General features: G+C 71.2%; 29 protein-coding genes and 2 pseudogenes. 17 read left to right on the plus strand and 14 right to left on the minus strand.

Going from position 1 to position 24,883, the window contains the following annotated elements; all coding sequences use genetic code 11:
- The first annotated feature begins 53 nt into the window (after positions 1–53).
- From AB0D04_RS25935 to AB0D04_RS25945, 3 genes are all read left to right on the plus strand, one after another.
- Entirely contained in the window at positions 54–761 is a 708-nt protein-coding gene (locus AB0D04_RS25935) for a 1,4-alpha-glucan branching protein (protein ID WP_362707707.1), read from the plus strand.
- Positions 762–1,054: 293 nt separating this feature from the next.
- Positions 1,055–2,116 carry a CoA ester lyase gene (locus AB0D04_RS25940; protein WP_362707710.1) on the plus strand — a complete coding sequence of 354 codons (1,062 nt, stop codon included), beginning with the start codon at positions 1,055–1,057 and terminating at the stop codon, positions 2,114–2,116.
- A gap of 5 nt (positions 2,117–2,121) precedes the next feature.
- Positions 2,122–2,994, plus strand: coding sequence for a CoA ester lyase (locus AB0D04_RS25945; RefSeq protein WP_362707712.1), 873 nt, complete (start codon positions 2,122–2,124; stop codon positions 2,992–2,994).
- Between the two features lie 8 nt (positions 2,995–3,002).
- On the opposite strand, the gene AB0D04_RS25950 is transcribed toward AB0D04_RS25945, so the two are convergent.
- Together AB0D04_RS25950 and AB0D04_RS25955 are read right to left on the minus strand one after the other, a co-directional pair.
- Positions 3,003–4,118: a CapA family protein gene (locus tag AB0D04_RS25950; protein ID WP_362707715.1), complete on the minus strand. Its 1,116-nt coding sequence runs from the start codon at positions 4,116–4,118 to the stop codon at positions 3,003–3,005.
- A 28-nt stretch (positions 4,119–4,146) separates the two neighbouring features.
- A complete protein-coding gene (locus AB0D04_RS25955) occupies positions 4,147–6,153 on the minus strand; it encodes a transposase (RefSeq protein ID WP_362707717.1) in 2,007 nt (668 codons plus the stop codon).
- A gap of 84 nt (positions 6,154–6,237) precedes the next feature.
- On the opposite strand from AB0D04_RS25955, the gene AB0D04_RS25960 reads away from it, so the two are divergent.
- Positions 6,238–6,432 carry a hypothetical protein gene (locus tag AB0D04_RS25960; protein WP_362707720.1) on the plus strand — a complete coding sequence of 65 codons (195 nt, stop codon included), beginning with the start codon at positions 6,238–6,240 and terminating at the stop codon, positions 6,430–6,432.
- Positions 6,433–6,685: 253 nt separating this feature from the next.
- Here the strand turns inward: AB0D04_RS25960 and AB0D04_RS25965 are convergent, their stop codons facing one another.
- The gene (locus AB0D04_RS25965) at positions 6,686–8,164 is read right to left on the minus strand and encodes a protein kinase (RefSeq protein ID WP_362707723.1); all 1,479 of its coding nucleotides are present in this window, start codon (positions 8,162–8,164) and stop codon (positions 6,686–6,688) included.
- A gap of 202 nt (positions 8,165–8,366) precedes the next feature.
- Here AB0D04_RS25965 and AB0D04_RS25970 point away from each other — a divergent pair, with 202 nt between their 5' ends.
- Complete coding sequence (locus tag AB0D04_RS25970) at positions 8,367–9,260, plus strand: D-alanyl-D-alanine carboxypeptidase (protein WP_362707726.1); 894 nt, start codon at positions 8,367–8,369, stop codon at positions 9,258–9,260.
- 87 nt (positions 9,261–9,347) lie between these two features.
- Here AB0D04_RS25970 and AB0D04_RS25975 read toward each other — a convergent pair whose 3' ends face one another.
- Positions 9,348–10,094, minus strand: coding sequence for a PP2C family serine/threonine-protein phosphatase (locus AB0D04_RS25975; RefSeq protein WP_362707728.1), 747 nt, complete (start codon positions 10,092–10,094; stop codon positions 9,348–9,350).
- A 7-nt stretch (positions 10,095–10,101) separates the two neighbouring features.
- Positions 10,102–11,235 (minus strand): site-2 protease family protein, encoded by a 1,134-nt coding sequence (locus AB0D04_RS25980; protein ID WP_362707776.1) that lies wholly within the window; start codon positions 11,233–11,235, stop codon positions 10,102–10,104.
- Positions 11,236–11,409: 174 nt separating this feature from the next.
- Between AB0D04_RS25980 and AB0D04_RS25985 the strand changes: the two genes are divergently transcribed.
- A complete protein-coding gene (locus AB0D04_RS25985) occupies positions 11,410–11,697 on the plus strand; it encodes a hypothetical protein (protein WP_362707731.1) in 288 nt (95 codons plus the stop codon).
- A gap of 87 nt (positions 11,698–11,784) precedes the next feature.
- On the opposite strand, the gene AB0D04_RS25990 is transcribed toward AB0D04_RS25985, so the two are convergent.
- Positions 11,785–12,564: an aminotransferase class IV gene (locus AB0D04_RS25990; RefSeq protein WP_362707734.1), complete on the minus strand. Its 780-nt coding sequence runs from the start codon at positions 12,562–12,564 to the stop codon at positions 11,785–11,787.
- A 142-nt stretch (positions 12,565–12,706) separates the two neighbouring features.
- Here AB0D04_RS25990 and AB0D04_RS25995 point away from each other — a divergent pair, with 142 nt between their 5' ends.
- The 3 genes from AB0D04_RS25995 (at position 12,707) to AB0D04_RS26005 (ending at position 14,493) form a co-directional block, all read left to right on the plus strand.
- Positions 12,707–13,411: a DUF4232 domain-containing protein gene (locus tag AB0D04_RS25995; RefSeq protein ID WP_362707736.1), complete on the plus strand. Its 705-nt coding sequence runs from the start codon at positions 12,707–12,709 to the stop codon at positions 13,409–13,411.
- 222 nt (positions 13,412–13,633) lie between these two features.
- Positions 13,634–13,804 (plus strand): DUF5708 family protein, encoded by a 171-nt coding sequence (locus AB0D04_RS26000; RefSeq protein ID WP_362707738.1) that lies wholly within the window; start codon positions 13,634–13,636, stop codon positions 13,802–13,804.
- A gap of 86 nt (positions 13,805–13,890) precedes the next feature.
- Positions 13,891–14,493 carry a DUF1707 domain-containing protein gene (locus AB0D04_RS26005; RefSeq protein ID WP_362707740.1) on the plus strand — a complete coding sequence of 201 codons (603 nt, stop codon included), beginning with the start codon at positions 13,891–13,893 and terminating at the stop codon, positions 14,491–14,493.
- A 157-nt stretch (positions 14,494–14,650) separates the two neighbouring features.
- Here AB0D04_RS26005 and AB0D04_RS26010 read toward each other — a convergent pair whose 3' ends face one another.
- From AB0D04_RS26010 to AB0D04_RS26025, 4 genes are all read right to left on the minus strand, one after another.
- Positions 14,651–15,115, minus strand: coding sequence for a DUF6344 domain-containing protein (locus AB0D04_RS26010; RefSeq protein WP_362707743.1), 465 nt, complete (start codon positions 15,113–15,115; stop codon positions 14,651–14,653).
- A 286-nt stretch (positions 15,116–15,401) separates the two neighbouring features.
- On the minus strand, positions 15,402–15,827 hold the full coding sequence (locus tag AB0D04_RS26015; RefSeq protein ID WP_362707746.1) for a DUF5994 family protein: 426 nt from the start codon (positions 15,825–15,827) through the stop codon (positions 15,402–15,404).
- Positions 15,828–15,887: 60 nt separating this feature from the next.
- The gene (locus AB0D04_RS26020) at positions 15,888–16,874 is read right to left on the minus strand and encodes an acyl-CoA desaturase (RefSeq protein ID WP_362707747.1); all 987 of its coding nucleotides are present in this window, start codon (positions 16,872–16,874) and stop codon (positions 15,888–15,890) included.
- Positions 16,871–17,107, minus strand: coding sequence for a hypothetical protein (locus tag AB0D04_RS26025; protein ID WP_362707749.1), 237 nt, complete (start codon positions 17,105–17,107; stop codon positions 16,871–16,873). The genes AB0D04_RS26020 and AB0D04_RS26025 overlap by 4 nt, the downstream gene beginning before the upstream one ends.
- A 209-nt stretch (positions 17,108–17,316) precedes the next feature.
- Here AB0D04_RS26025 and AB0D04_RS26030 point away from each other — a divergent pair, with 209 nt between their 5' ends.
- The 5 genes from AB0D04_RS26030 (at position 17,317) to AB0D04_RS26050 (ending at position 21,217) form a co-directional block, all read left to right on the plus strand.
- Positions 17,317–17,772: a tellurite resistance TerB family protein gene (locus AB0D04_RS26030; RefSeq protein WP_362707751.1), complete on the plus strand. Its 456-nt coding sequence runs from the start codon at positions 17,317–17,319 to the stop codon at positions 17,770–17,772.
- 127 nt (positions 17,773–17,899) lie between these two features.
- Positions 17,900–18,328: a BlaI/MecI/CopY family transcriptional regulator gene (locus tag AB0D04_RS26035; RefSeq protein WP_362707753.1), complete on the plus strand. Its 429-nt coding sequence runs from the start codon at positions 17,900–17,902 to the stop codon at positions 18,326–18,328.
- Between the two features lie 3 nt (positions 18,329–18,331).
- Complete coding sequence (locus AB0D04_RS26040; RefSeq protein WP_362707755.1) at positions 18,332–19,279, plus strand: M56 family metallopeptidase; 948 nt, start codon at positions 18,332–18,334, stop codon at positions 19,277–19,279.
- 165 nt (positions 19,280–19,444) lie between these two features.
- Positions 19,445–19,693: a hypothetical protein gene (locus tag AB0D04_RS26045; RefSeq protein WP_362707758.1), complete on the plus strand. Its 249-nt coding sequence runs from the start codon at positions 19,445–19,447 to the stop codon at positions 19,691–19,693.
- A gap of 189 nt (positions 19,694–19,882) precedes the next feature.
- Complete coding sequence (locus AB0D04_RS26050) at positions 19,883–21,217, plus strand: LCP family protein (RefSeq protein ID WP_362707777.1); 1,335 nt, start codon at positions 19,883–19,885, stop codon at positions 21,215–21,217.
- A gap of 21 nt (positions 21,218–21,238) precedes the next feature.
- On the opposite strand, the gene AB0D04_RS26055 is transcribed toward AB0D04_RS26050, so the two are convergent.
- A complete protein-coding gene (locus AB0D04_RS26055) occupies positions 21,239–21,757 on the minus strand; it encodes a VanZ family protein (RefSeq protein ID WP_362707761.1) in 519 nt (172 codons plus the stop codon).
- 84 nt (positions 21,758–21,841) lie between these two features.
- The gene (locus tag AB0D04_RS26060) at positions 21,842–22,114 is read right to left on the minus strand and encodes a DUF1876 domain-containing protein (protein ID WP_362707764.1); all 273 of its coding nucleotides are present in this window, start codon (positions 22,112–22,114) and stop codon (positions 21,842–21,844) included.
- Positions 22,115–22,340: 226 nt separating this feature from the next.
- Between AB0D04_RS26060 and AB0D04_RS26065 the strand changes: the two genes are divergently transcribed.
- On the plus strand, positions 22,341–23,564 hold the full coding sequence (locus tag AB0D04_RS26065) for an MFS transporter (RefSeq protein WP_362707766.1): 1,224 nt from the start codon (positions 22,341–22,343) through the stop codon (positions 23,562–23,564).
- Here the strand turns inward: AB0D04_RS26065 and AB0D04_RS26070 are convergent.
- Positions 23,561–23,800 carry a hypothetical protein gene (locus tag AB0D04_RS26070; protein WP_362707782.1) on the minus strand — a complete coding sequence of 80 codons (240 nt, stop codon included), beginning with the start codon at positions 23,798–23,800 and terminating at the stop codon, positions 23,561–23,563. The genes AB0D04_RS26065 and AB0D04_RS26070 overlap by 4 nt on opposite strands.
- Between AB0D04_RS26070 and AB0D04_RS26075 the strand changes: the two are divergent.
- Together AB0D04_RS26075 and AB0D04_RS26080 are read left to right on the plus strand one after the other, a co-directional pair.
- Positions 23,735–24,333, plus strand: a pseudogene (locus AB0D04_RS26075) (DUF5753 domain-containing protein). The gene AB0D04_RS26070 and the pseudogene AB0D04_RS26075 sit on opposite strands and share 66 nt — an antisense overlap.
- A 50-nt stretch (positions 24,334–24,383) precedes the next feature.
- Positions 24,384–24,569, plus strand: coding sequence for a DUF397 domain-containing protein (locus AB0D04_RS26080; protein WP_362707769.1), 186 nt, complete (start codon positions 24,384–24,386; stop codon positions 24,567–24,569).
- Here the strand turns inward: AB0D04_RS26080 and AB0D04_RS26085 are convergent.
- Positions 24,514–24,883: pseudogene (locus tag AB0D04_RS26085) on the minus strand (hypothetical protein); the annotation flags it as partial. The gene AB0D04_RS26080 and the pseudogene AB0D04_RS26085 overlap by 56 nt on opposite strands.

Below are 24,883 nucleotides of genomic sequence, written 5' to 3' on the forward strand. Positions count from 1 at the left end.
GGTGGCAAGGTGAGCCGGGATCATGGGCCAGGGCTACGGGAGGAATTCGCGCTATGGCTGTCATCCACCACGTCACGCTGACACCCGGCAAACTGGAGCTTCTGACGGCGTGGCTTCCCGGTCAGCCCTGGTACCTCGGCCGGGAGTCCCGCACACCGGAGTTGAGCAAGGCCGGCGGTTTCCGGCTCGATGACCCACAGGGCGCGGTCGGGATCGAGTTCATGGTGGTCAGCGACGGGTCCGGCGACCGGCCGGTGACGTATCTGGTTCCGCTCACGTACCGGGGTGCGCCGCTCGACGGGGCCGGCCATGCGCTCGTCGGCACCACCGAGCACGGGGTGCTGGGGCGGCGGTGGGTCTTTGACGGCACCCACGACCCGGTTCTCGTGGCCCAACTCGTCGCGCTGATCAGGGGCGAGGCGGAGCCGCAGGACCAGAACGTCAGCGATGCCGTGGACCGGTCCGTCACCAGGGACTTCACGGAGACCGGTGATGCGGCCGGCCATGCGGCGGTGGCCGGGTCCACGGTGGTGGCCAGCGGGCCGGACGGCACGGATCTCGTCGTGGAGACCGGGACCGGTGTCGCATCCGGCCCCGGGGACCGGCCGGGCGGCCGGCTGGCCGTCCGCGTGCACCGCGTCCTCGAGGCCCACCACGACGCTTCCGCCACAGGTGCGGCACGGATCCGGGGACATGTCACCGCCGGCTGGCGGCTGCCCGACGGCACCGAGGGGCGGGGGCCGTTCGCCGTCGTGCGGTGAGCGGGCGAGCGGCCGCGCCAGGTGGTGCCGGCCGAAACGCCGGGCCCGTCGGTCCTCCAGCCGGACGCAGTGAGGGCAACGCACCGCCAATAGGGCGCAATTGAGCCCCGGCGGCCGCCTCGCGGAGTGTCGGGGCGGGTGGGGCCGAGGTGGTGGCCTGCGCTTGCAGACGGTGACCAACGGCACACGTACTGGCCAGTAGCGTTACCGCCCCGCGCCCCTAAAGTGAGGGCCGGATGGCCGCCGGATCCCGTCGGCGGCCCCGCACCCCTCGATCCGACCAGGGAGACTGCATGCGCTCTCCGAAGGACTTCTTCCGCCCGCTGGCCGTCGGTGCGCCGACGCCGGTGCGGGACGTGCCGTTCCTGCCGTCCCGGATGATCCACTTCTTTGACCCGGGCAACGCGAAGATGGCGGCGAAGGTGCCGGCCATCGCCCCCACCGTCGACGTACTGCTCGGCAATCTGGAGGACGCGGTCGCCGCCGACCGCAAGGAAGCGGCCCGGTCCGGCCTGGTGGAGATCGCCAGGGCCACCGACTTCGGCGAGACGCAGCTGTGGACGCGGATCAACAGCCTGGACTCGCCGTGGGCGCTGGACGACCTGCTGACGCTGGTCACCGAGGTCGGCGACAAGCTCGACGTGATCATGGTGCCGAAGGTGGAGGGCGCCGAGGACATCCACTACGTCGACCGGCTGCTCGCCCAGCTGGAGGCGAAGGCGCAGATCCAGCGGCCGATCCTCGTCCACGCCATCCTGGAGACCGCCACCGGCGTCGCCAATGTGGAGGAGATCGCCGGGGCCAGCCCCCGGATGCAGGGCATCTCCCTCGGCCCCGCCGACCTGGCGGCCAGCCGCCGGATGAAGACGACCCGGGTGGGCGGCGGCCACCCCGGATATCTCGTCCGCGAGGACCCGCACGGCCCGGACGGCAGCGCGCCGCGGGCCACCTACCAGCAGGACCTGTGGCACTACACCCTCGCGCGGATGGTCGATGCCTGTGCGGCGCACGGGATCCTGCCGTACTACGGGCCGTTCGGCGACATCAAGGACACCACCGCCTGCGAGGACCAGTTCCGTAACGCGTTCCTGCTCGGCTGTGTCGGCGCATGGAGCCTGCACCCGGTGCAGATCCCCATCGCCAAGAAGGTCTTCTCACCCGCGCCCGCCGATGTCGCCTGGGCCCGCCAGGTCATCGCGGCGATGGGCGACGGCACCGGCGCGGTGATGATCGACGGCAAGATGCAGGACGACGCCACGTACAAGCAGTGCCAGGTGGTGGCCCGGCTCGCGGACGCCCTCGCCGCCCGCGACCCCGAGCTGCGCGACGCCTACGCAGCCGCCGAGAAGGAGTAGCTCCGATGTCCGACGCGACCCTGCGGCCGCGCCGCTCCGTGCTCTACATGCCGGGCGCCAACGAACGCGCCCTGGAGAAGGCCAAGTCGCTGCCCGCCGACGCGCTCATCCTCGACCTGGAGGACGCGGTCGCCCCCGACGCGAAGGCCGACGCCCGCAAGCGGGTCGCGGCCGCCGCGGCTTCCGGCGAGTACGGCCACCGCGAGGTGACGATCCGGGTCAACGGGCCCGGCACCGCCTGGCACGCCGACGATCTGCGGGCCGCCGCCGAGGCCGGTCCGGACGCGGTCGTCGTGCCCAAGGTGGAGTCCGCCGCGACCGTACGGGAGGTGGAGCGGGCCCTGGAGGCGGCCGGCGCCCCGGACCGTACGGCGATCTGGGCGATGGTCGAGACGCCGCGGGCCATGCTGGACGCCCGTGCGGTGGCCGGCGCGAGCGAACGGCTCACCGTGCTGGTGATGGGCACCAACGACCTGGCCAAGGAACTGCACGCCGAACACGTCCCCGGCCGGGCGCCGCTGCTGACCGGGCTGTCGCTGGCGCTGCTGGCGGCCCGCGAGTCCGGCAAGGTGATCCTGGACGGGGTCTACAACGACGTCCGGGATGCGGCGGGGTTCGAGGCCGAGTGCGTCCAGGGGCGGCAGTTCGGCTTCGACGGCAAGACGCTGATCCACCCCTCGCAGGTCGAGCCGTGCAACCGGGTCTTCGCTCCGTCGGACGCCCAGATCGACCATGCACGACGGATCATCGAGGCGTTCGACCTCGCCACCCGCGAAGGGCGCGGCGTCGTCACCGTGGACGGCCGGTTGATCGAGAACCTGCACGTCGAGGACGCCCGCCGGATCCTCGCCCTCGCCGAGGCGATCGCGGGGCGTTAGGACGTGTCCTATGACGCCGGGCGGAGGGTGAGCATGCCCTCCGCCCCGTCGACGGCACACGGGCCAAAGCCGCCGGCGATCCGGTCGAGGAGTGCCCGCAGCCACTGGGTGTCCTCGGGCGTGGCGTGGCGCAGGCGCATCCGCCAGGCCTGCAGGGGCGCGATCCGCAGCTCGTGCAGCCTGCCGGTGTCCGGCTCCAGCGAGGCGAGGTAGAGGGGGCGCAGGTCGTCGCGGTAGCGCTCGAAGCCGGTGATGCCCTCGTAGTCGTCGATGAAGTCGCCGCACCCGTGGAGGATGAGCTTTCCCCGGTAGAGCTCCAGGGGGCGGGGGTGGTGCGAGGAGTGCCCGTGGACGACGTCCACGCCGCCGTGGATGAGCGCATGGGCGAAGGCGACCTGCTCGCGGCAGACGGGGTAGCCCCAGTTGGAGCCCCAGTGCACGGAGGCCACCACCACATCGCCCGGCCGTTTCTCCTGCCGTACCCGCCCGGTCACCTCGGCCGCGGCGGCCTCCGACGGCCCGGCCACGAAGACGACCCCGCTGCGCTCCGCGGTCGCGGCCCACAGGCGCGGGATCCCGCTGGACGGCATCCCGAAGGAGAAGACCAGCACCCGGCGCCCGCCTCCCAGCGGAACGACCGCCGGCCGCTGCGCCGCCGCGAGGTCCTCACCCGCCCCCGCCGTCCGTAGCCCCCCGTCCGCCAGGGTGCCGAGCGTCTCCGTCAGTCCGGGGCGGCCGAAGTCCAGGACGTGGTTGTTGGCCAGTACGCAGACGTCGGGGCGGCCGGCGGCCAGGCAGGGCAGGTTCGCGGGGTGCATCCGGTAGTGGATGCCCTGGCCGGGCGCGTAGGTGTCGCTCTGCGTGACGCTGGTTTCCAGATTGATCACCCGGGCGGCGGGGGCGGCGTCCTCGAGCACCGACAGCGCGTCCCCCCACGGCCAGGTGAAATCGACCGGCCGGGGAATGGGGCGGGTCGCCTCCTCCGCGAGCGCCACATAGTCGCGGGCGTCGCGGACGAACCCCTCCCGCAGGGCCGGATCCCCCGGATGCGGCAGGATCTGGTCCACGCCGCGGCCGAGCATCACATCGCCGCAGAGGAACAGCGTGACCACATCGGGGCCCATTCCTCCAGGCTAAGACTTGATCCGCAATTCACCAGAGGGTGAGCTGCGGGTTGCAGCCGTGGCGGGGGCCGGGCGCTCCAGCGTGGTCACCGAATGGCGTCTCAGCTGGGGTTGCTCGGTCCCGCCGGGCGGCGGTCCGGTGAGCAGAGGTCCCGCGCTGACGCGGAACTGCCACGCGACCAGCACCCCGAGAGGTGTTCTGGCACGGTGTGGTTGACTCACTCAGGGCTTCTTCCAGCCCTTCTCCGAAAATGATCTGTGCGTGCCGGGACAGGCTGCTGTCCAGATGCGCGGTTTTGGGGTCGTCCGCATCGGTGAGTCGGACGAAGGTGGCCAGGGCGGCGGATACGAGGTCGCGCTTGCCGACAATGCCGCAGGCAATGCACTTGTGCTCACGGTCCCGCAGGGTCTTGGTGACGCGTTCGCCGCACAGACAGTGCTGTGACAGGGCTGTTGACCAGGTGGAGGCCCGTACGAGCCTGCCGCCCGCTGCCCGGCATTCGCGGTCGAGGGCCGAGATCAGCATGCCGGGTGTGGTCTGCGAGAGGCGCTTGCCCCACAGCCGGTACCAGGTGCGGATATCGCAGTCCTCGACTGTCAGGTTCGGGCCGTGGGAGGCGATGATCTGCCGGGCCACGGTGCGGGCGCGGTGTCGGCGGTGCTCCGCCATCGAGGCGGCGGCTTCGGCCTGCCGGGCGCGCTGCTCTCGGTAGTTGGCGGAGAGCCGGTCGCGTCGGAATGCCTGCTTCGGTACTCCGTCCGTACGGGCATCGCGGGCACCGCCGGGCACGGTGACGGCCTTCTCTGGCAGCCCCTTGGCCACTCGGCGCTCAGCACGTCGGACCTGCTTCTTCGACAGCCCGTACTGCGCGGTGTTCGTCGCCCGGCGGGAGCGTTCCAGTGCCCGCGCACGGCCCCGCCGCTTCTTCACGGCCTTCTCCATCCGTGCCCGCTCCTCGTCCGTGAGCGTGATCTCCGTGGATGCAGGCGCACCGTCGGCGGGGCCCAGGCCAGCGGGGAAGGAGACAATCGACAGGTTGGATACGTTGCCGCCCACCCCGCCGATACGGTCCAGCTCAGCGGCCTGTTGGCGCATCATCTGGACGGCCGGTGAGGCGTATCCGGGGCCGAGGACCATCAGATGCGCCTCATAGGCCCAGCCGCCCGGCGCACCGGCCTTGCGACGGCGTACGAGGTCCACCTTGTGCCAGCTGCCGGGGCTGTTGAGGAAATGCTCGATCCTGGCCCACTGCTTTGGTCCCTGGGGGATGCGGACGGGCAGCACGAGGTCACCGCGCTGGCTGTCGGGCCCTGACGCGAACACGACGGCGAGGGGGCCGATGTGGTCCCACCAGGTGGCCTTGCGCGTCGCGGGCTTGCCGGATGCGGTGGTCTTGCCAGTGGGCACCTTGCCGTCCGGCACGGTCGGCTTGGGCATCCGGCGCGGTTGCATCAGATCGTGCCGGCCACCGCAGGTGTAGGCCATGGCGTGGCCGTGGAGAGAACCGACGAGGCGGAAGGTCTCCCACTTGTTGACGGTGGTATGCGAGCGGGCGCGGCCCGGAATCCGGGTGAAGTTGTGCCACTGGCCCACCTTCGGCCGCCCGAAGCGCTTGCCCGTGTTGTCGGCGAACAGGTGCCGTTGCACGCCGTTCCATACCTCGTCAGCGATGTGCATTGCCAGAGCCTTTGAGGCGTGGTGCTTGAGGTGCCCGGCGTCTTCCAGGTGCCTGTACGCGCAGCGTTCCAGGGCCTCACGGGACAGGCCGAGGCGCTGTCGTACGGACTTCGCCCCCTTCCGGTCCCGCTCGTGCTTCGCCGCCCAGTACGCATCGACCTTGGCGCGGGCGTCACGTTGGACGGCCCGCTTGATCGACCACATTGCGCCGAACAGCTTCTCCAGCCGCATCAGGTCGGCGGGTTTGGTGACGGCCAGTGGCAGCACCATCACCGACACCATCCCGTCGTCAGGCTTGGTCCACTTCTGAGCCTTGTTTCTTCCCCGGAACTTCCGCTGCAGCTGAGCATGCTGCATGACCGTCACCTCCCTTCAAAATTAGTTGACTTACGACACGCTATGCGATGAGTTCAGCTATGGCGATCGAAATGGAATCGGTTTATGGCAGCCATGATTCCCGGATACGCAGGCGCCCGACAGGCGGCAGAACGACTCAAGGTCACCGTCCAGCACGTCTCCAACCTCAACAGCAGCCGTGCCGACTTCCCTGCCCCCATCTACGTCGGGCGCACGCCCCTGTGGCCCGAAGAGAAGCTGGACGCCTGGCGGGAAGCTCACCCCAAGCCGGGGGCGTAGTAGGTCAGCCATGGTCGCCCGGGGTCACCGCGCCCTACGCCGACACCGCCGACGCAGCAACACGATCAACGACACCACCCGCGCAGTCTCCGTACTCCACAACCTCAAGATCAACTACGCATGAATCACGGAGCACCCCTTAGAGCCCCATCAAGCCGTGCTGGAGTGGTGCCGAAGCGCGGTGCGCACCGCACGGTGAAACGGTGTCGGTGGCACATCGGGGGATCCGGCGACCGCCGGCGGACCGAGCCGCTCAGCGGGCGCTCGACGCCGCTGCCGTACGCGCCTTGAGCACCTGCGCGCCCACCGCGAGCGTCACCCCCAGCAACAGCACGTAGAACACACCGATCTTGTTCAGGTCGTCGAGGAAGAACCAGACGGCTGTCAGGCCGGTGAACCAGAACGCCACCAGTGCGAAGCCGCCCGAGCGCTCGTCGCGGTACCCGGCGGCGAGGCACAGCGCGGCGACAACGCCCAGGAGCAGGGCGATCATGACGTAGTGGGTGTCCCAGCCGACGTAGCCGCGGGCGAGTTCGGACCAGGCCGCGACGGCCTCCGCCACCGGGCCCCAGGCCACCGCGCACGCGAGCCGCGCGGACCACAGCAGGAGGACCGCCCCGGCTACGGCGGCGAGCAGCGCGACGCGGTGGAACTGGCCGACCTCGATCATGTCGGTACGGGAGATCGCCACGGACAGGACGCAGCCGAGCAGGGCGACCGCTCCCTCGGCCGTGGGACGGAAGACGACCCGGGCCATCCGCCGGCGGGCGGGCTGCGGTGCGGGGGCCGCCGGGGCCGCGACGGGTGCTTCCGGCGCGGGGGCGGCGGTGGGTGCGGCGGCCTCGGGCGCGCCCGCCGCGGGATCCACGGTGGTCGGGGTCCGCGGCGCAGCCGCCGCTCTTCCCCGGGCGGCCTCGGCGACCGCCGCCTTCATCGCGGACGCGTCCGCGAAACGGTCCCCCCGGTCCTTGTGCAGCGCCTTGACGATCACCGCGTCCAGGGCGGCCGGCAGCTCCGGGCGGAGCTGGGAGGGCGGCACGGGTTCCGCGGCCAGGTGCTGGTGCATGACGGAGAAGGGTGAGTCCCCGGTGTACGGGGGACGCCCCGTGAGGAGCTCGTGGAGCAGGCAGCCCACGGCGTACAGGTCGGTGCGGTGATCGGTCTCGTGGCCGTTGATCTGCTCCGGGGCCAGATAGGCGGGGGTGCCGACCGCCACGCCCGTGCCGGTCAGCCGGGTGGCCACCTCGCTGAGCGCCTTGGCGATGCCGAAGTCGACGACCTTGACCTTGCCCGTGGCGGTGAGCATGACGTTCGCGGGCTTGATGTCGCGGTGCACGATGGCGTGCCGGTGGCTGTGCTCCAGCGCCTCCAGGACCTGGCAGGCGATGTCGACGGCCTGCGCCACCGCCATCGCGCCGCCGTGCAGCACCTGACTGAGCGTTTGGCCCTCCACATACTCCATCACCAGGTACGGCTCGCCCCCGCCGCCGGCGTCGTCCTCGCCCACGTCGTGAACGGTGGCCACGCCGGGGTGATTGAGCGCGGCGGCGGCATGCGCCTCGCGCTGGAAGCGGGTGAGGAATTCCGGCTGCAGCGCGAGATCGGCGGAGAGGGTCTTGACCGCGACGGTACGGCGCAGCCGGTGGTCGACGGCCCGGTAGACCGTGCCCATTCCGCCGTGCCCGAGCTGCTCCACCAGCTCGTAGCGCTCCCCCAATATCCTGTGCTTCACCGGATTCCTCCACGGACCGTCAACGCCAACACGCCGGAAGACGTGTGAGAGGGGGGACGGGTTCCGAAAAAACTCCGTAGCGCGCGCATCCATCGGTCCGCCTCGGGCGTCTCACCAGCAAGCGGCATTCTCTCTGTGGCCGCACACCCGCCTGTGACCGCACTGCAGGTGACCGTACTGCAGGGGTATTTGGAGTATTCGATTGAAAATCGGCATTAAGGGCATTCGTCGCGCTTCCGCGGTAGCCGTCACCACGGGAGCCGTCCTCACGGCCGGGGCGTTCGTCGCTCCGGCGCAGGCCGCCACGCTCGCGGCGCCCACGATCACCGCCAAGGGCGGGTTCGTGATGAACAACGGCACGGGCAAGAGCCTGTTCACCAAGGCCGCCGACACCCGTCGCTCCACCGGCTCCACCACCAAGATCATGACGGCGCGGGTGGTGCTGGCCCAGAAGAACCTCGACCTTGATGCCAAGGTCACGGTCCAGAAGGCGTACAGCGACTACATCGTCGACAACGACTGGGCCTCGTCGGCCCGCCTGATCGTCGGCGACAAGGTCTCCGTCCGCCAGCTCCTGTACGGGCTGATGCTGCCGTCCGGCTGCGACGCGGCGTACGCGCTGGCCGACAAGTTCGGCAGCGGGACCACGCGGGATGCCCGTGTGAAGTCGTTCATCGGCAAGATGAACTCCACCGCCAAGGGCCTCGGCCTGACGAACACGCACTTCGACTCGTTCGACGGCATCGGGAAGGGCTCGAACTACTCGACGCCGCGCGATCTGACGAAGCTCGCCGGCAGCGCGATGAAGTACTCCACGTTCCGTACGGTCGTGAAGACGAAGTCGACGAAGCAGAAGGTCACGACCAAGAGCGGTGGCTACCGCTACATGGAGTGGACCAACACCAACAGCCTGCTCGGCAGCTACTCCGGCGCCATCGGCGTCAAGACGGGCTCGGGCCCGGAGGCCAAGTACTGCCTGGTCTTCGCCGCCACCCGCAGCGGCAAGACGGTCATCGGCACGGTCCTCGCCGATTCCTCGGTGGCCGCCCGCACGGCGTCCGCGAAGAAGCTGATGGATTACGGGTTCAAGAAGTAGCCCGCAGCCGACGGCAAGAGGTGAGGGGCCTGTGCGCGGCCGGTGGTCGCGCACAGGCCCCTTTGCCTGCGGTGCCCGTCTGCCTGGTCACTCCCCGATCTCGATCAGAGCCAGCGTGATGTTGTCCGGCCCGCCCGCCTCGATGGCGGCCCTCCACAGCTCGAATGCGGCCTTGCCGTTGTCATGGCCGTGGGTCTGCAGCAGGTCGTCGAGTGCGTCCTCCGGTACGGGGTCGGTCAGGCCGTCCGTGCAGGCCAGGTAGCGGCCGGAGACGGACACGGGGGTTGCGGCGATGTGCGGGACGACGGGGGTGAAGTGGCGGGAGCCGCCCAGGGACTGGGTGATGAGGGAGGTGGTGCGGCGGCCCGGGGAGAGCGGCGGGCTGTCGTCGACGCTCAGTTGGCGCAGGCCGTCCGGGGTGTGGTTGAGCACTTTGCTGTCGCCGACGTTGAAGGTGAAGAGCGTCTCCGGGAGGACCACGACACCGGCGACGGTGGTGCCCATGGTGGCGAGGGCCGGGTTGCGGTCGGCGGCCGCGTACACCGCCTGGTTGCAGACGTCCAGCGCGTCCCGCAGCGCTTCCTCGGAGTTCAGGGCGGGGCCGACCGTAGAGAGTTGACGTACCGTCAGTTCACTGGCCACCTCGCCGCCGGGCTGGCCGCCGATGCCGTCGGCGACCGCGACGACGAGGGGATGGCCGAGCGGGAAGACCAGGGTCTGGGGGTTCTGCGTCACCGTGCCGCACAGCGTCCAGGGGCCGGCCACCAGGCTGTCCTCGTTGTGGTCGCGGACCAGCCCGGTGTGGCTGAGGGCGGTCACCGTCACGTACCGCATCACCACATCACCCCTGTGCCCCGCCGCGGAGCGTGTGCCGCTGCATCATCCGGGCGAGGTCCTTGCCGGTGACGATGCCCACCAGATGTCCCCCGTCGGCGACGAGGATCCGCATCCCGGTGCGCAGGCTGACCCGGTCGAGGGCCTCGGTCAGCTGCTCGTCCGGGGCGGCGACCGCGCACTGGGAGATCGGCACGGCCACCTCGCGCACTCGCAGGGTCTCGCGGCTGGGCGCCGGGACCCCGGCCAGCCTGCGGATCTGCACAATGCCGCTCGGGCGGCCCTCGAAGTCGAGCAGCGGGACGGCGGAGTGGTGGGAGTGCACGGCCACCTCGTCGATGAAGTGCTGGACGGTGAGCCAGTCGGCGCCGGTGGTCACGGGGCTGGTCATGGCGTCGGCCACGCGGATGCCGCGCAGCGCGGTGTGCAGGGCGGCGTGCCGGCGTTCCGCCCCGGCGACGACCATGACGAAGAGGCCGATGAAGACGATCCAGAGGCCGATCGGCGCCCCGCGCAGCAGGAGGACCCAGCCGGCGCCCGCCATCAGCACTCCGGTCACCTGGCCACCCCGGGAGGCGGCCAGATCGGCGCGCTCCCGGTCTCCCGTCCGCCACCACAGCAGCGCCTGCACCACCCGTCCGCCGTCGAGCGGTACGGCGGGCAGGAGGTTGAACACGCCGAGGAAGAGGTTGGCCCAGCCGAGCCAGAGCAGGACGACGGCGGGGACGGCCGCCCAGCGGGCGAGCGCATGCAGCCCGAGGCCCGCACCGAGGGCGACGCCGCCGATGACCAGGCTGGTCAGCGGCCCACTGACCGCCACCAGGAACGCCGCCGCGGCGGTCTTGGGCCGCCCCATCCGCGTCATCCCGCCCAGCGCCCACAGCGTCACGTCCTCCACCGAGATCTGCTTGCGCCGGGCGGTGGCGGCGTGTGCCGTCTCGTGCAGCACCAGGCTGCCCATGAGCAGCGCGGCCCCGGCCACGCCGGCGACGGCGTAGACGGCGGGCGAGTGTCCCGGCGCCCCTACGGGCAGGGTGCGGCGGCCGAGGCCGTAGGCGAACAGGACCACCAGCAGCGGCACGCTCCAGTGCATCCGCAGCGGCACTCCGAACACGCTCCCGAGACGGATCGAGCCGCCCAGCGAGCCGCCCTTCGCGCCATTCCTCGAGCCGTCCATCGCCATCTCCCCGCACACCCCCTTCCCTGCAATTGTCACTCGCGGACCGTCCACTAGATACGGCTATGCCGGGTTTGTGCCGGTTTATGGGCACCGGTCTTACGCTGGATGTACGCGCGGCGTCGTCGGAGGTGCGTCATGAGCCAGAGCCACCACTTCCATGTGGATCAAAGGGGCCACTCGATCACCGTGAACGTGGGTCCCGGCCGGGAGGGCGAGCTGGAGCTGCTGGTCAATGGCAAGGTGGTCGCCTACCGCAAGGAGCACGACCGGGGAATGAACGTGCTGAGCGGCGAGCTGCCCGGCGAGCCCGCCCATCCGTTCCGGATCCTGCTGCGGGAGCCGCACCTGGTGCCGACCCCGCCCCGCTGCACGCTGGAGCTGGACGGGGTGGAGCAGCCGATGCCGGAGCGGCTGGTCATCTGAGCGGGTGGGAGCGGCCGGCACTGCTGGGCCGACGGCACCGGCGACCCGGCAACGGCCTGCGCCTGACCGCGCGGCCCCGCTCGGTCCCTACAGCTCCTCGCCCCTCACCGCGGCGTAGGACTCCCGCAGCGCGACGAGTACGGGGTGCGCCGCGTCCAGCCGGGTGCCGTCGACGGTGTCGATCGGGCGTACACCGATGGCGGTGTTGGTCGCGAACGCGGCGCGCATACGGGGGAGTTGCTCGGCGGCGACGGGCGCGACGGCGTGGCCGTGCAGTTCCTGGAGCAGCGCCATGGTCACACCGGGCAGCACCTCGGCCCGCGGCCACACCACCGCGCCGCTCGCCTCGACGAAGCCCACATTCCAGGTGGGGCCCTCGGAGACCAGCCCGTCCGCCCCCACGAACAGCGCATCGTCGAACCCGGCCTCCTGCGCCGCGCGCCGCTGGTGCAGGGCCCCGAACAGGCCGGTGTGCTTCACCTGGGGCACCTCCCGCTGATGGCGGACGGTCCCCACGCGCAGCGGGGGCAGCGGCAGCGCGCCCGCGGGCCGGAGCGTCACCAGTACCTGGGGGTCGTGCGCGGCGGCCGGGCGCCCGATGTCCAGCCCGGGGTCGAGGACGGTGACCCGTACGACGAGGGCCCCGGCCCGCTCGCCGACGGCCTCGCGGACGTACCGGCGGACCGCTTCCGGATCGAGCTCCGCGCCGAAGACCGTCCGGCAGTCGCGCACCAGCCGCGCCAGATGCCGGGCGAGGCCGGGCACGCGCCGGTCGTCCACCCGCATCGTGGTGAAGTGGCCGTAGTTGGTGAGCGCGAGGGTGCGCAGGACGTCGGGGTCCGCCGGGTGTCCGTTCAAGAGCGCCATGGGGCGAGTCTGGCAGCCGGGCGCGGGACGGTGGTCGCGGGACGTTAGCGACGTGTTAGTAGATCACCAACGCCGGCGAACAGTCTTGTTCCCACGGACTTCCGCAGAATTCCACGGACTTCCACGACCTCGAGGGGACACCATGTCGCACCACACCACGCTCCGGCGCAAGGCCACTGTCGCCACGCTGATCGCCGCCGCCGCGATCGCACTCACCGCGTGCCAGGACAGCAAGGACGGCGCCGCGGACAGTGTGTCCCCCGCGGCCTCCTCGCAGGAGAACGCCTCGGGCTCGGGCTCGGCCTCGGGCGCGGGCTCCACCGGCGGCGGCTCGTCGGACTCGGGCAAGAACGCCAACGGCGGCAACGCCTCCACCGCCGGCGCCCAGGGCGGCGGGTCCCCCGCGAGCGGCTCCGGCGCCCGCTGCACCACCGACCACCTGAAGGCCGGCTGGGGCTCCGACGGGGGCGGCCGCCCGGACATGCACAGCGACGCCCAGCAGACCGCCGCCGTGTGGCTGAAGAACACCGGCAGCAGCACCTGCTCCATCGGCGGCTTCCCGGGCGTCCAGATCAAGGGCACCAACGGCGGCTCCTTCGACCTGACCCGCTCCGCCAAGAAGCCGGTCGTCGTGAAGCTGAAGCCGGGTGAGCGCACCTCGTTCACCTTTCAGCTCCTCCCCTCCGCCGGCGGCGACGGCAAGAAGATCGAGCCGGGCGCGGTCGCGATCACCCCGCCGAACGCGAAGAAGTCCTTCCAGCTCCAGTGGCCGTACGGCGGCGCCATCCTGGACCAGTCGGGCGCCACCCACCCGGGCACGTTCGTCAACCCGGTCAACGTTCCCTGATCTCCGGCCCGGCCCCCGGCCTGACGTCCGGCAAAGGCGTCATCCCTCCCCGGATCGTCCTACACAGAAAGTTGCAGGCGGCGGCCGGGAATTACCTACCTGCGGTCGATCCGCATGCGCCGGGCGGGGCGGGAGGCTGGTCCCTGCAACCACCTCCGACGCCATCCGCCGTATCCGGCAGCGTCGGACTTCACCGCAAGGGACGGGGACCCCATGAAGGGTATGGCGATCGGCATTGTCCTGGTGATCGTCGGCGTGATCCTCTGGCTGACCACACAGCAGGTGGAGCTGCCGTATGTCTCGCTGCACAAGGTGGGACTGATCATGGCGGTCGTGGGCGCCGCGGAGGCCCTGTTCGCGCTGGTGGGGCTGGGAAAGAAGACGAGTAAGTGACCCGGCCCCAACAGTGCGACCACCCTCAACGCCCCGATGTTCACAAGCAGTTGGGCTCACCTGCGCCGGCCTGTCCCCCGGCCTCCGTGCTCGCCTCGGACGCCGAGCGCGAGGACATGGTCGAACGGCTCAGGGAGTCCACCGCGGAGGGCCGGCTGACCCTGGAGGAGCTGGCCGAACGCTGCGAGGCCGCCTATCTGGCCCGTACCCGCGAGGAGTTGGCGAGCATCGGCGAGGATCTGCCCGCCGCAGCGGACGCTCCCGCGTCCGGCAGCTCGCCCCGCGCCTCCTCCGGCCGGCGCACCTTCTGGGCCGTCTTCGGTGACGTCACGCACCGCAGCCCCGGACTGGAGGAAGGCCTGGAGGCGAACGCGGTCCTCGGCGATGTGACCCTCGACCTGTGCGCGTCCCTGGCGCCGTCGAGCGGCGAACTGGTCGTCGCGGCCCGTGCGGTCCTGGGCGATGTGCATCTGCTGCTCCCCGAGGGTGTCCGGGTCGAGGTCGACTGCCACAACCTCTTCGGCGACATCCGCGATCTGACCCGCCCGCACTCCGGCCCGGAGGCCGCCACCCCGCGCATCCGCGTCACCGGCTTCGGCCTCTTCGGCGACATCGTCCTGGACCACCCCGGCACCGACCGCCGCACGTACTGGCAGAGATGGCTCGACGAGCGCCGCGACCGCGTGTGAGGGGGCGCGGCATCCCCCACGGCGCACACCAAAAAGCCGCCCATTGCTGGACGGCTGCGCAACAGCTCTCCGCGCGACGCGGCGATCAAGGTCACTGGGGGAGGCGCCGGCCTCCCCGGTCTCCCCGGCCTCCCGGTCTCCTGACCGGGCCAGGGCATCAGGCCGCGAAGGCAGCGTGTTCGCGGCGGCGGGCCGCCGGGATGGCGGCCGGGGTCTCGTGCGTGGCGGCGGTGTGCAGGGCGGCCGCGACGGGGACCGTGCACAGGGGCTCCGCGCTGGTGGCCAGGCGGCTGCGGGAGGTGGGGGAGGCACCGTGGGCCTCGGCGCGAATGCGCTGCTTGATCGTCGGGGGCAGCTGCGCCGACGCGAACTTCCGCTGCGCGTAGCCGGGTTGCCCGTAGAGCGGCACACCGGAGCCGGCAGGTGCGGAGGGCGCCGGCGGCAGTGAGGGCTCGGTGCGCGGCCGGGCGATGGTGGGGGGCGCGGGGCGCGGGGCGGGGCGGTCCAGGGCGGCCTCCCGGCGGGCCGCCGAGGCGTGGGCGGAGACGCCCAGGGACGCGAGCAGCTTGCCGAGTACGGCAAGGCATACCGCCCAGAACTTCATGACCTTGGTCGCAGCCATGGCCCCTCACTTTCGTCGGGATCTCGGCGGGGGGGTACGGGTGGTGGCACAACCGCCGGAGATCTGTTGCGTTTTCTTATGATGAGTACGCAATGCGAGGATCGGAGGACCGACGCCCCCAAGTCGGCGTTCTTCGGATGAACACCATCCGGTTGGCGTAACCGCCCCCCGGAACCGCCGGTCGCAGAGCCCGGTCAACCGGTCGGCCGATGCCGTTGCGAGCGCGAGGGGCGAGGGGCCCGGGGTGCGGCGCGCGGATCCTCGGTGTAGGGCCGCCCGGACGGATTCAGCCCGGCTCCGTCGCCTCCCCCGCCATCCTGGCCATGGTCTCCACGGCCTCCGCCTCCGGTGTGTCCGGAGGGATGATCAGCAGGTCCCAGCGGCCGTGGCCGGGCGCCACCAGGCAGACCGTGTCCGGGCCCGGCCGGGTCGTCCTGGTGCGGCGCAGGCGCACGACATGGCCGGCGACGAGGATCCGGGTGGGGAGGGCGCACCAGGACGAGCCGTTCACCGTGGCGTGGGTGATGCGGGGCCAGTCGAAGGGCAATGCCTGGAGCAGCTCGGGGAGTTCGGCCAGCAGGTCGGTGGAGTGGGGCCACCAGGCGCCGTCGATCCGGCGCAGGACGGGGCCGGGCGGGGCGATGGTCAGCCGGGACACGGGCGGGGGTTCGGGGTGTTCGTGGAGGGGCGGCCCGAGGGGGGCGGTGGTCATGGTGTGCTCCTGGCGGTGCACAGGGGATGGAGGGGGAGCGGTCCTGGTCGTACCCGGATCTCAGCCCGCTTCGATACGGCGGGCCGCGACGCGGGCGGGATCCGGCCAGCGCACGTTCCGCACCCAGCCGGCGCGTTCGAAGAGCCGGATGACGGCGGCGGAGACGTCGATCTGACCGCGGTCGACGCCGTGCCGGGCGCAGGTCGGATCGGCGTGGTGCAGGTTGTGCCAGCTCTCGCCGAAGGAGAGCAGGGCCAGCGGCCACAGGTTGGTCGCCCGGTCGTGGCGGCGGGTGCGGAAGGGCCGTTCGCCGATGACATGGCAGAGGGAATTCACGCTCCAGGTGACGTGGTGGAGGAGGGCGATCCGGATGAAGCCTGCCCAGAGGAGAGCGGTCAGGCCCGTGACCCAGGAGCCGCCGATCGCCCAGCCCAGCGCGAAGGGCAGGGCGAGGGTGACCAGGCAGAGGGCGGGAAAGGCCCGGTCGACGGCGCGGATGCCGCGGTCGGCGAGCAGGTCGGGGGCGAAGCGCTCGTGTGAGGTGGGGTCGTTGCCGAACAGCCAGCCGATGTGCGAGTGGACCAGGCCGCGCAGCTGTCCGCGCAGGCTGGTGCCGTAGCGGTACGGGGAGTGCGGATCGCCGGGGCGGTCGGTGAAGGCGTGGTGGCGGCGGTGGGTGGCGACCCAGTCGATGACGTCGCCCTGGAAGCTGAGCGATCCGGCGACGGCGAGCACGATGCGCAGCCAGGGGGCCGCGGTGTAGCTGCCGTGGGTGAGGCCGCGGTGGAAGCCGACGGTGACGCCCAGGCCCGAGACGGCGTAGAAGACGGCCAGGAGGGCGAGGTCGAGGAGGCCGACGACGCTGCCCCAGAGGAGGGGGATGGCGAGCGCCAGGCCGACGAAGGGTGCGAGGACGATGATGCCGGTGATCGTGACGTACATCCGGCGGCCGCTGCCCGGCGGGGCGTCGGGGCCGCCGGTGGGGAACGGCGACGTCCCGTCGTACTCGGCCGGCGAGGGGGTGGGGGGTCGGGTCCTGGAGGTCACCGGGTGTCGCTCCTCCAGGGCGGTTCTCCGCGGCTGGACGGTGGGGATTCCGGTGGCGCGGCGAGGGGCTCGTCCTGCGGCCGCCTCGGGGTCCGGTGCAGGAACGGCGGGTGCAGGTCGGCGTGGTGGTGCATGGCCATCCGTCCCGCCGACTGGGCGTTGAGCCGGCCGATGAACAGCACGCCGAGCGCGATCAGCGCCAGCAGCACGATCACCGTCAACAGAATCGCCATGGAAGTCACCTCGGCATCCCATTCCCATCCCGTCGGTGATTCCACCGTACCCGTACCACTCGCCTAAATTCCCCCATAGCGGTTGATTGCGGGCCTGATGCGGCGAGACCCCCTCTCATCATTACTTCTACAGCACTGTAGATTTTGCTTCCGCGTGACCATTTCGGATGGCCCGCACCGATATGCCCGCACGACCGAAGGAGAGAACGATGGCCCTGTGGGACCGCATCAAGGATTCCGCCCAGACGATGCAGAGCCAGCTCGTCGCGAAGAAGAACGACCTCAAGAGCGGCGCCTTCCGGGACGCAAGCATGGCGATGTGCGCCCTGGTGGCGGCCGCGGACGGTTCCATCGACCCGGCGGAGCGGCGGCGGGTGGCCCAGCTCATCGCCACCAACGAGGTACTGCAGAACTTCGCCGCGGAGGATCTGCAGCGCCGCTTCGACGGCTATCTCGACAAGCTCACCGCCGACTTCGACTTCGGCAAGGTCGGGGTGATGCAGGAGATCGGCAAGGTGAAGAAGAAGCCGGTCGAGGCGCGGGCCGTCCTCCAGATCGGGATCGTCATCGGCGGCGCGGACGGCGACTTCGACAAGACGGAGCAGGGTGTGGTGCGCGAGGTGTGCTTTGCGCTGGACATCGCGCCGGCGGAGTTCGATCTCTGAGGACGGCACCGGAGGGAGCGGGGGCGGCACCGGCCCACCCGGCATCCGGCCGCCCGCCCCCGGCCCCCCGTAAAATGCCCCGACGTCCCGGCCGGCGGGACATCTGGCGCACTGGGGAGGCAGCGGCATGGGCGGCAAGCCCTTCGGCAAGGAGCGCTCCCGGAGGCGCGGACAGGGCCAGCTGGAGGCCCAGGTGCTCGCCGCGCTGCACGGCCTGTCCGGTCCTGCCACCGCCGCCCAGGTGCAGGAACAGCTCGGCGGCGACCTCGCGTACACGACCGTGATGACGATCCTGTCCCGGCTGCACGCCAAGGGGGCGGTCACCCGCGAACGGGCCGGCCGCGCCTACGTCTGGACCCCGGCCGCCGACGAGGCCGGGCTCGCCGCGCTGCGGATGCGCCGCGTCCTGGACGGCGAACCCGACCGCGACGCCGTCCTGACCAGCTTTGTCTCCGCGCTCTCCGCGCACGACGAGGAGCTGCTGCGCACCCTCCTGGACCGCGCGACCGGCGAGGACCCGGCCCCCGGTACGGACCCGGAAGCGCACGGAGGCTGACCGGTGGGCGTCTTCGTGTTCCTGCCGCTCGTCCTGCCGCTCACGGCCCTGCCGATCGCCCGGCTCGCGGAGCAGCATCTGCACCCGCGCGGCAGCACCCGCCTGCTGAGCCTGCTCGCCGCCGTACTCGGCCTGTGCAGCACGCTCTGCCTCGGCCTCCTGATGGTCGTCGGCACGGCCCAACTGCCCGGCAATCCGCTGCCCGACGGCTGGTCCGACCCGGAGGTACGGGCCGCGGTGCCGTACGCCGAGGTCGCCGGCGTCGCCGCGATCCCCCTGCTGGCCGCCGCCCTCACCGCGGGCGCCGCCGCGCTGCGCCGCCACCGCCGGATCCGCGCCCGTACGCACCGCGCCCTCGACGTGCTGCCGGGCGGCTCGGACACCGCGGTGCTGCCGGACGACGATCCGTACGCCTACGCCGTGCCCGGCACCCGCGGCCGCCCCGGCCGGATCGCGGTCTCGCGGGGCATGCTGCGCAGCCTGGACGACGGCGAGCGGCGCGCCCTGTTCGCCCACGAGCGGGCCCATCTGCACTGCCGTCACCACCGCTATCTGCTCGCCGTACGCCTCGCCGGCTGCGTCAACCCCCTCCTCCTTCCGCTGCGTTCGGCGGTCGCCTTCAGCACCGAGCGCTGGGCGGACGAGGAGGCCGCGCGGGTGGTCGGCGACCGGCGGCTGACCGCCCGCGCCGTGGGCAAGGCGGCGCTGGTCGGGCGCCCCGCACCGGATCCGGAGCTGGCGCACTTCGCGGCGCCCGAACCAGGGCCGGTGCCACGCCGGGTGGCGGCGCTGCTGGCGCCCGTACCGCCGGCCCGCAGCTGGCCGCCCGCGCTGACCCCGGCGGGCCTGGCCGCCCTCGTCGCCGCCGCCGGTACGGCCGCCTCCGCGCTGTCCGCGCTCAACGCGGCGGTAGCCCTCTTCGTCGTTCTCAAGGCGGCAACGCCCCTGTGAGTGCACACTTGGCGCAAGTACTCCCCGTACGTCCCGGCCGCACACCGCGCGCTGTGATCCACCGCACACCGGCCGTCGGCCTCTCCGGCACGTTCTACAGAGGTGTAGAACTTGCCGGTAGGGTGGCGACCCACACATGCGCAACAGGCGCGGCCGGAGGGGGAGATGGCGACGAGGTGCGGACTCCTGACCTGGGACAGCCCGCCTCCGGACGGGGAGGTGCGATGGGTCTATCAGCCCGTGGAGGTCCACCACCCCGACGGGAACTGGGCGTTGGGCCGGATCAGCGGCTGGTGGACGGACGCGGCGGGCGAGGAGTGGTGCCGGCTGCGCACCGTGCCCGGCGGCGCTCCGGCGCAGTGGCTGCGCTACGACCCCGAGACCGTGCGGCTGCTCCCCAGCACCGGAATCTGAAGGACCAGAAGGGCCACCGGCGTGGATGACAGGCAGACCCAACAGCTGAGGGAGGTCCGGCCGGCCGACGGCGGATCAGGAACGGCGGACGAGCCGTCCCCCTCCCGCCGCGCCGGCGGCTCCCGCCGCGCCGGCAAGGGTGGCCGTTCGGCCCCTTCCGGCCGCTCCCGCCGCGGCGGCAAGGTCCGCATGACCCGCCGCGGCCGGATCCTCGCCTGGACCGGCGGCGTGATCGGCGTCGTGCTGCTCGCCGCGGGTGGCGTGGGGGTCTGGGCGTACATCGAGCTGGACGGCAACATCCGTGGCGTGGACCCCTTCTCCGACCAGGGCGACCGCCCCGCCAACCTCAGCCCCGGCTCCAAGAACATCCTGCTCGTCGGCTCCGACAGCCGCGCGGGCGCCAACGCCAAGTACGGCAAGAACCTGACCACCATGCAGTCGGACACGCTGATGGTGCTGCACATCGCCGCCAACCGTAAGTGGGCCACCGCGCTCTCCTTCCCCCGCGACTCCTGGGTGCAGATCCCCGCCTGCACCCGCGGCAACGGCTCGAAGTCCACCCCGCACCACTTCAAGATCAACGAGGCGTTCTCCATCGGCGGCGACAGCGGCAGCGTCGAGAAGGCCGCCAGCTGCACCATCAAGACCGTCGAGAAGAACACCGGGCTGCGGATCGACAACTTCGCCTCGATCGACTTCCAGGGCTTCAAGGGCATGGTCAATGCCCTGGACGGCATCGAGGTCTGCCCCAAGCACGCCATCCACGACAAGAAGGCCCACCTCGATCTGGAGGCGGGCTGCCAGACCGTACGGGACGAGAAGGCGCTCGGTTACGTCCGTACCCGCTACAGCGTCGGCGACGGCTCCGACCTCGGCCGCATCGGCCGCCAGCAGGAGTTCCTGAAGGCGCTGGGCAAGAAGGCCCAGGACAAGCTGACCAGCCCCACCGCCCTCTACGCATTCCTCAAGTCGGCCACCAAGTCCGTCATCGCCGACAACGACCTCAGGGGCCTCAAGCCGCTCTCCAGCCTCGCCTCGACGGTCAAGGACATCCCCAGCGACCGCCTCACGTTCGTGACCGTCCCGAACTACTACCGCGAGGCCGATGTCCCGACCGACCACGCCAATGTGGTCTGGCAGTACCCGCAGACCGCCGACCTGTTCAGCGATATCGCCCACGACCGCGAACTCGGCGCCGCCGGGAAGAAGAAGCTCGCCGAGGCCGCCAAGAGCCCGGTGACCGCCCGCTCCGTCCGCGTCCGCGTCCTCAACGGCACGGGGACGTCCGGCCAGGCCGCCACCGCCGCCGAGCAGCTCCGCAAACTCGGCTTCACGGTCACCACCACCGGCAACGCCCCCGCCGCCGACAAGACCACGATCACCTACCCCGCCGCCCTCAAGACCCAGGCCGCGGTCCTCTCCGGCCACCTGCACGGCACCAAGGCCACCCAGTCGGCCGGGGCGACACCGGGCGAGGTGACGCTGACGGTGGGGCCGGACTTCGCGAAGGCGGTGGGGGAGTAGGAGCAGAGCCTGTCCGGAGGGTCAGGTCTGGCTCGTACGGACGTCCCCGGCCGGCCGGGGATCACGGCGCCTCCGGCCGACGAGCCACCCCACCAGCGCGCCCACCGCGACACCCAGCGTGTTGTTCGCCCAGTCGACCGGCTGGCAGGACCGCACCGGATCCAGCGTCTGCAGCAGCTCGACCAGCGCCCACGCGCCGGACCCCGCCAGCGTCACGGCGACCGGCCGCCGCGACGCCAACGTAGCGAGCAGCCCCATCGGCACCCACAGCACCACGTTGACGGCGTGGTGCGCGAAGCCGCCGGTCAGCGTGCGGACCGACGCACCGGCCACACACGCCCCGAGTCGCTCGGCCGCCCCGCCGACGATCTGGTCGGGCAGCGTGATCCCCAGACACACCGCCACCGCGAGCAGTACCCCCAGCGTGGCCTTCGCCGGCCGGCCCGTTCTGCGCGCCACCGACCGGTGGGTCATCACCGCACCGACGACAAGGACCAGCGTGAGCGCCGCCATCACGGCGCCGTGCGTTGTGGAGGGCATACGGCCAACCTATGCCGCGCATGGCACGTCATGCCATACAGGCACGGGCTGCCGGGCGGGAAAACTCCATGAACGGCCCACCGCTCAGGAACGCAGCCGCTCCACCGGCTTGGAGGTGTGCACCTCGATGTCGTGCGCCGCCCGCTGCAGCAGCTGATGGCTGAGGTCCGACAGCGCCCGCGCCGCCGACAATTCGTCCCCGATGGCGGGCACATCCTCGTCCGCCGGATTACGCCTGGCCTCTCCCTGGCCGACCATCTGCCCGCCTTCCTTGCCGCGCAGCCGGGCCTCGGCCCGGACCTCGCTGCCGGATTCGGTGATGCTGATCTCCGCGTCCCACATCTTCTTCTCGGTCACCGGAAGCCTCCTCGTACGCCCCCGAGCACCGCTGGTTCCGCCCCCGCAACACTCCCCCCACAAAAATCCTCGCACCGCCGCGCGTCGACCGCACATGGGGCCGCCACAGGCACGGGCACCACCGCCACGACTGCCAGGTCGCAAACCTGCCGGATCTCCCCCCACCCCCCTGCTGAACTGGTGAGCACCGTTTCCCCCGCCCCCTCCCGCTCACCAGGACACCGCCATGCCCGCCGCACCCCCATCCCCCCTCACCACACCCACCGCCCCTGTCCCCTCCCGTTCCCCCGTCCTCGGCCGGCTCGCCGTCATCGCCGTAACCCTGGGCATCTTCGCCATCGTCACGACCGAAATCCTGCCGATAGGTCTTCTGACGTCCATCGGGGCCGACTTCCGCATCTCGGACGGCACGGCCGGCCTAATGATGACCCTCCCCGGCATCCTGGCCGCGGTCGCCGCGCCCACCGTCACCGTGGCCACCGCCCGCATCGACCGCCGCCTGATGCTCTGCGCCCTCATCCTCCTCCTGGCACTGGCCAACTTCCTGGCCGCGGCCGCCCCGTTCTACTGGCTCGTGCTGCTCTCCCGCGTCATGGTCGGCATCACCATCGGCGGCTTCTGGTCCATCGGTGCCGGACTGGCCGACCGCCTCGTCCCACCGGAATCGGCCGGCCGGGCCACCGCGGTGATCTTCTCCGCCGTCCCCCTGGGGTCCGTCCTCGGCGTGCCCGCAGGCACCTTCCTCGGCGACCTCGCCGGCTGGCGGACGGCATTCCTGGCCATGGGGGCGCTCACCACAGCGGTCTTCTTCATGCTGATGCTGCTGGTCCCCGCCCTGCCCGCCGTCCGGCCCACCCGCCTCGCCGTGCTCCGCACCATGCTCCGCAGCGTCCACACCCGCTTCGCGCTGCTCACGACCTTTCTGATCGTGCTGGCCCATTTCGGCGCGTACACGTATGTGACGCCGTTCCTCGCGCAGGTCACCCGGGTGAGCCCGGGATCGGTCACCGCATTCCTGCTCGCCTACGGCGCCGCCGGCATCCTCGGCAACTTTCTCGGCGGCGCGGCCGTCGCCCGCCACCCGCACGCCACCTTCGCCACCGCCGCCTGCCTGCTCGCCGCGGCGACCGCGCTGCTCCCCGTACTCGGCCGCCGGCCCATCGCCGCGCTCGCCCTCCTCATCATCTGGGGCATCGCGTACGGCGCCATTCCCGTCTCGTCCCAGACCTGGTTCGCCAAGTCCGCCCCGCACACCCCGGAGGCGGCCTCTGTGCTCTTCACCGCGTCCTTCCAGGCGACCATTTCTCTGGGCGCGCTGGCCGGCGGTGTCGTCGTGGACCACACCTCGCCCTCGACCGTCATGACACTGGGCGGGCCTGCCGCGGCCCTGATGGCGGTGGCCGTGTGGCTGCACTTCGCCAGGAGGCTCGAGTGGCCGGAGCGCAGCTAGGACGAAGCCTCGCCACCACCACCCTCGCCCTCCCCCTCGCCGGTCAACGACAACCGGTCACCGCGGCCCTCCGCAATCCGCAACGCATCCCCCAACGATTCGACCAACCGGCCTGCCAGATACCGCATTTCGCCATCCCCGACCGTGCGATCAACCAGTAAGTACGCCGCGTGATCGAGAAGCTCCCGCCCTATGGCGAGCTGCACTTCCTCCACGCCATCCGCCAACTGGGACACCAGGCCCGTTCCATCCGATACGAGAGAGCACTCCCCACCATTCCCGGGTTGCTGCAGACCGAGAACTACGCTCGCACTGTATTCGACGGATCAATAACGCAACGTCCAGCGAGAGAAGTCGAGGCAGCGGTTCGACACTGCATGACGCGGCGTACCATTTTTGAGCGGCCATCGCCTCCCAGGTTCGATGCGTACATCCATGAGTCGCCCTCCGCATCCATTACGGGTCCCGCCAGGTGATGCGTGAGCAACTCGGCTTCCTGCAGGAGGCTGCCGAATGGCCGACAACCACCATCAGGGTCATCCCCTTCAGTGTCAGAGAGATGACGTCGTCAATTCAATCGCTCCGCTACGCCGGCGGCCCCGTACCGCAATTGGATACGGTCCAGGTTGACAATGCCTTCGATGGCGCACTACTGGATGCCGAGGCGCAGGTCGGGAAATATCGCGCACTGCTCGAATCTGTCGAAACGTTCGCGCTCGGCATCGACGATTCCATGAAGCTGATTCACACCATCGCGAAGGAGCTGTGATCGCACAATGGCCAATCAACTGATTCACTGGCAGAAGTCGTCGTTTTCGGGTGGGCGACGGCGGTCAGGAATGTATTGAGCTCGCTGCCCTCTCCAACGGCCTCCTCATAAGGGAAAGCGACGCACCGGACGTCATCACCGCCACCTCGGCGCGCGCCCTCCGGGCACTCGTACACGGCATCAAAGGCGGCGAGTTCGATCAGGCGTCTCCGAACCGGCGGGCGGCGGCGTACTGACCGCAGGCGCGGAGCGGGAGCGGAGGAAGCGGGCGACCGCGGCGGTCACCGCCAGCGTCGCGGCGCCGGCGACCAGCAGGCTCAGGCGCAGGCCGTCGGCGAAGGCTTCGGTGAAGTAGCGGTGCACGGTAGTGGCCGGGAGAGGCAGGGAGGCCGGGGCCTGGCCGTGGTGGGCGACGATCGCGGTGGCGAGGGTGGGGGCGTCGGTGCCCGTCGTGTTCTTGATGTCGGCCGCCACCCCGGCCGCGGCGCGGGCGCTGAGGAGCGAGCCCAGTACGGCGATGCCCAGTGCGGTGCCCGTCTGGCGGGCGGCG

Source organism: Streptomyces sp. NPDC048483 (genome assembly GCF_040651455.1).
Taxonomy (GTDB): domain Bacteria; phylum Actinomycetota; class Actinomycetes; order Streptomycetales; family Streptomycetaceae; genus Streptomyces.

Coding starts and splice junctions, on each gene's coding strand:
- AB0D04_RS25935 (WP_362707707.1), top strand. CDS start 54: ATGGCTGTCATCCACCACGTCACGCTGACACCCGGCAAACTGGAGCTT.
- AB0D04_RS25940 (WP_362707710.1), top strand. CDS start 1,055: ATGCGCTCTCCGAAGGACTTCTTCCGCCCGCTGGCCGTCGGTGCGCCG.
- AB0D04_RS25945 (WP_362707712.1), top strand. CDS start 2,122: ATGTCCGACGCGACCCTGCGGCCGCGCCGCTCCGTGCTCTACATGCCG.
- AB0D04_RS25950 (WP_362707715.1), bottom strand. CDS start 4,118: ATGGGCCCCGATGTGGTCACGCTGTTCCTCTGCGGCGATGTGATGCTC.
- AB0D04_RS25955 (WP_362707717.1), bottom strand. CDS start 6,153: ATGCAGCATGCTCAGCTGCAGCGGAAGTTCCGGGGAAGAAACAAGGCT.
- AB0D04_RS25960 (WP_362707720.1), top strand. CDS start 6,238: ATGGCAGCCATGATTCCCGGATACGCAGGCGCCCGACAGGCGGCAGAA.
- AB0D04_RS25975 (WP_362707728.1), bottom strand. CDS start 10,094: ATGCGGTACGTGACGGTGACCGCCCTCAGCCACACCGGGCTGGTCCGC.
- AB0D04_RS25985 (WP_362707731.1), top strand. CDS start 11,410: ATGAGCCAGAGCCACCACTTCCATGTGGATCAAAGGGGCCACTCGATC.
- AB0D04_RS25990 (WP_362707734.1), bottom strand. CDS start 12,564: ATGGCGCTCTTGAACGGACACCCGGCGGACCCCGACGTCCTGCGCACC.
- AB0D04_RS25995 (WP_362707736.1), top strand. CDS start 12,707: ATGTCGCACCACACCACGCTCCGGCGCAAGGCCACTGTCGCCACGCTG.
- AB0D04_RS26000 (WP_362707738.1), top strand. CDS start 13,634: ATGGCGATCGGCATTGTCCTGGTGATCGTCGGCGTGATCCTCTGGCTG.
- AB0D04_RS26010 (WP_362707743.1), bottom strand. CDS start 15,115: ATGGCTGCGACCAAGGTCATGAAGTTCTGGGCGGTATGCCTTGCCGTA.
- AB0D04_RS26015 (WP_362707746.1), bottom strand. CDS start 15,827: ATGACCACCGCCCCCCTCGGGCCGCCCCTCCACGAACACCCCGAACCC.
- AB0D04_RS26025 (WP_362707749.1), bottom strand. CDS start 17,107: ATGGCGATTCTGTTGACGGTGATCGTGCTGCTGGCGCTGATCGCGCTC.
- AB0D04_RS26030 (WP_362707751.1), top strand. CDS start 17,317: ATGGCCCTGTGGGACCGCATCAAGGATTCCGCCCAGACGATGCAGAGC.
- AB0D04_RS26035 (WP_362707753.1), top strand. CDS start 17,900: ATGGGCGGCAAGCCCTTCGGCAAGGAGCGCTCCCGGAGGCGCGGACAG.
- AB0D04_RS26045 (WP_362707758.1), top strand. CDS start 19,445: ATGGCGACGAGGTGCGGACTCCTGACCTGGGACAGCCCGCCTCCGGAC.
- AB0D04_RS26050 (WP_362707777.1), top strand. CDS start 19,883: ATGACCCGCCGCGGCCGGATCCTCGCCTGGACCGGCGGCGTGATCGGC.
- AB0D04_RS26055 (WP_362707761.1), bottom strand. CDS start 21,757: ATGCCCTCCACAACGCACGGCGCCGTGATGGCGGCGCTCACGCTGGTC.
- AB0D04_RS26065 (WP_362707766.1), top strand. CDS start 22,341: ATGCCCGCCGCACCCCCATCCCCCCTCACCACACCCACCGCCCCTGTC.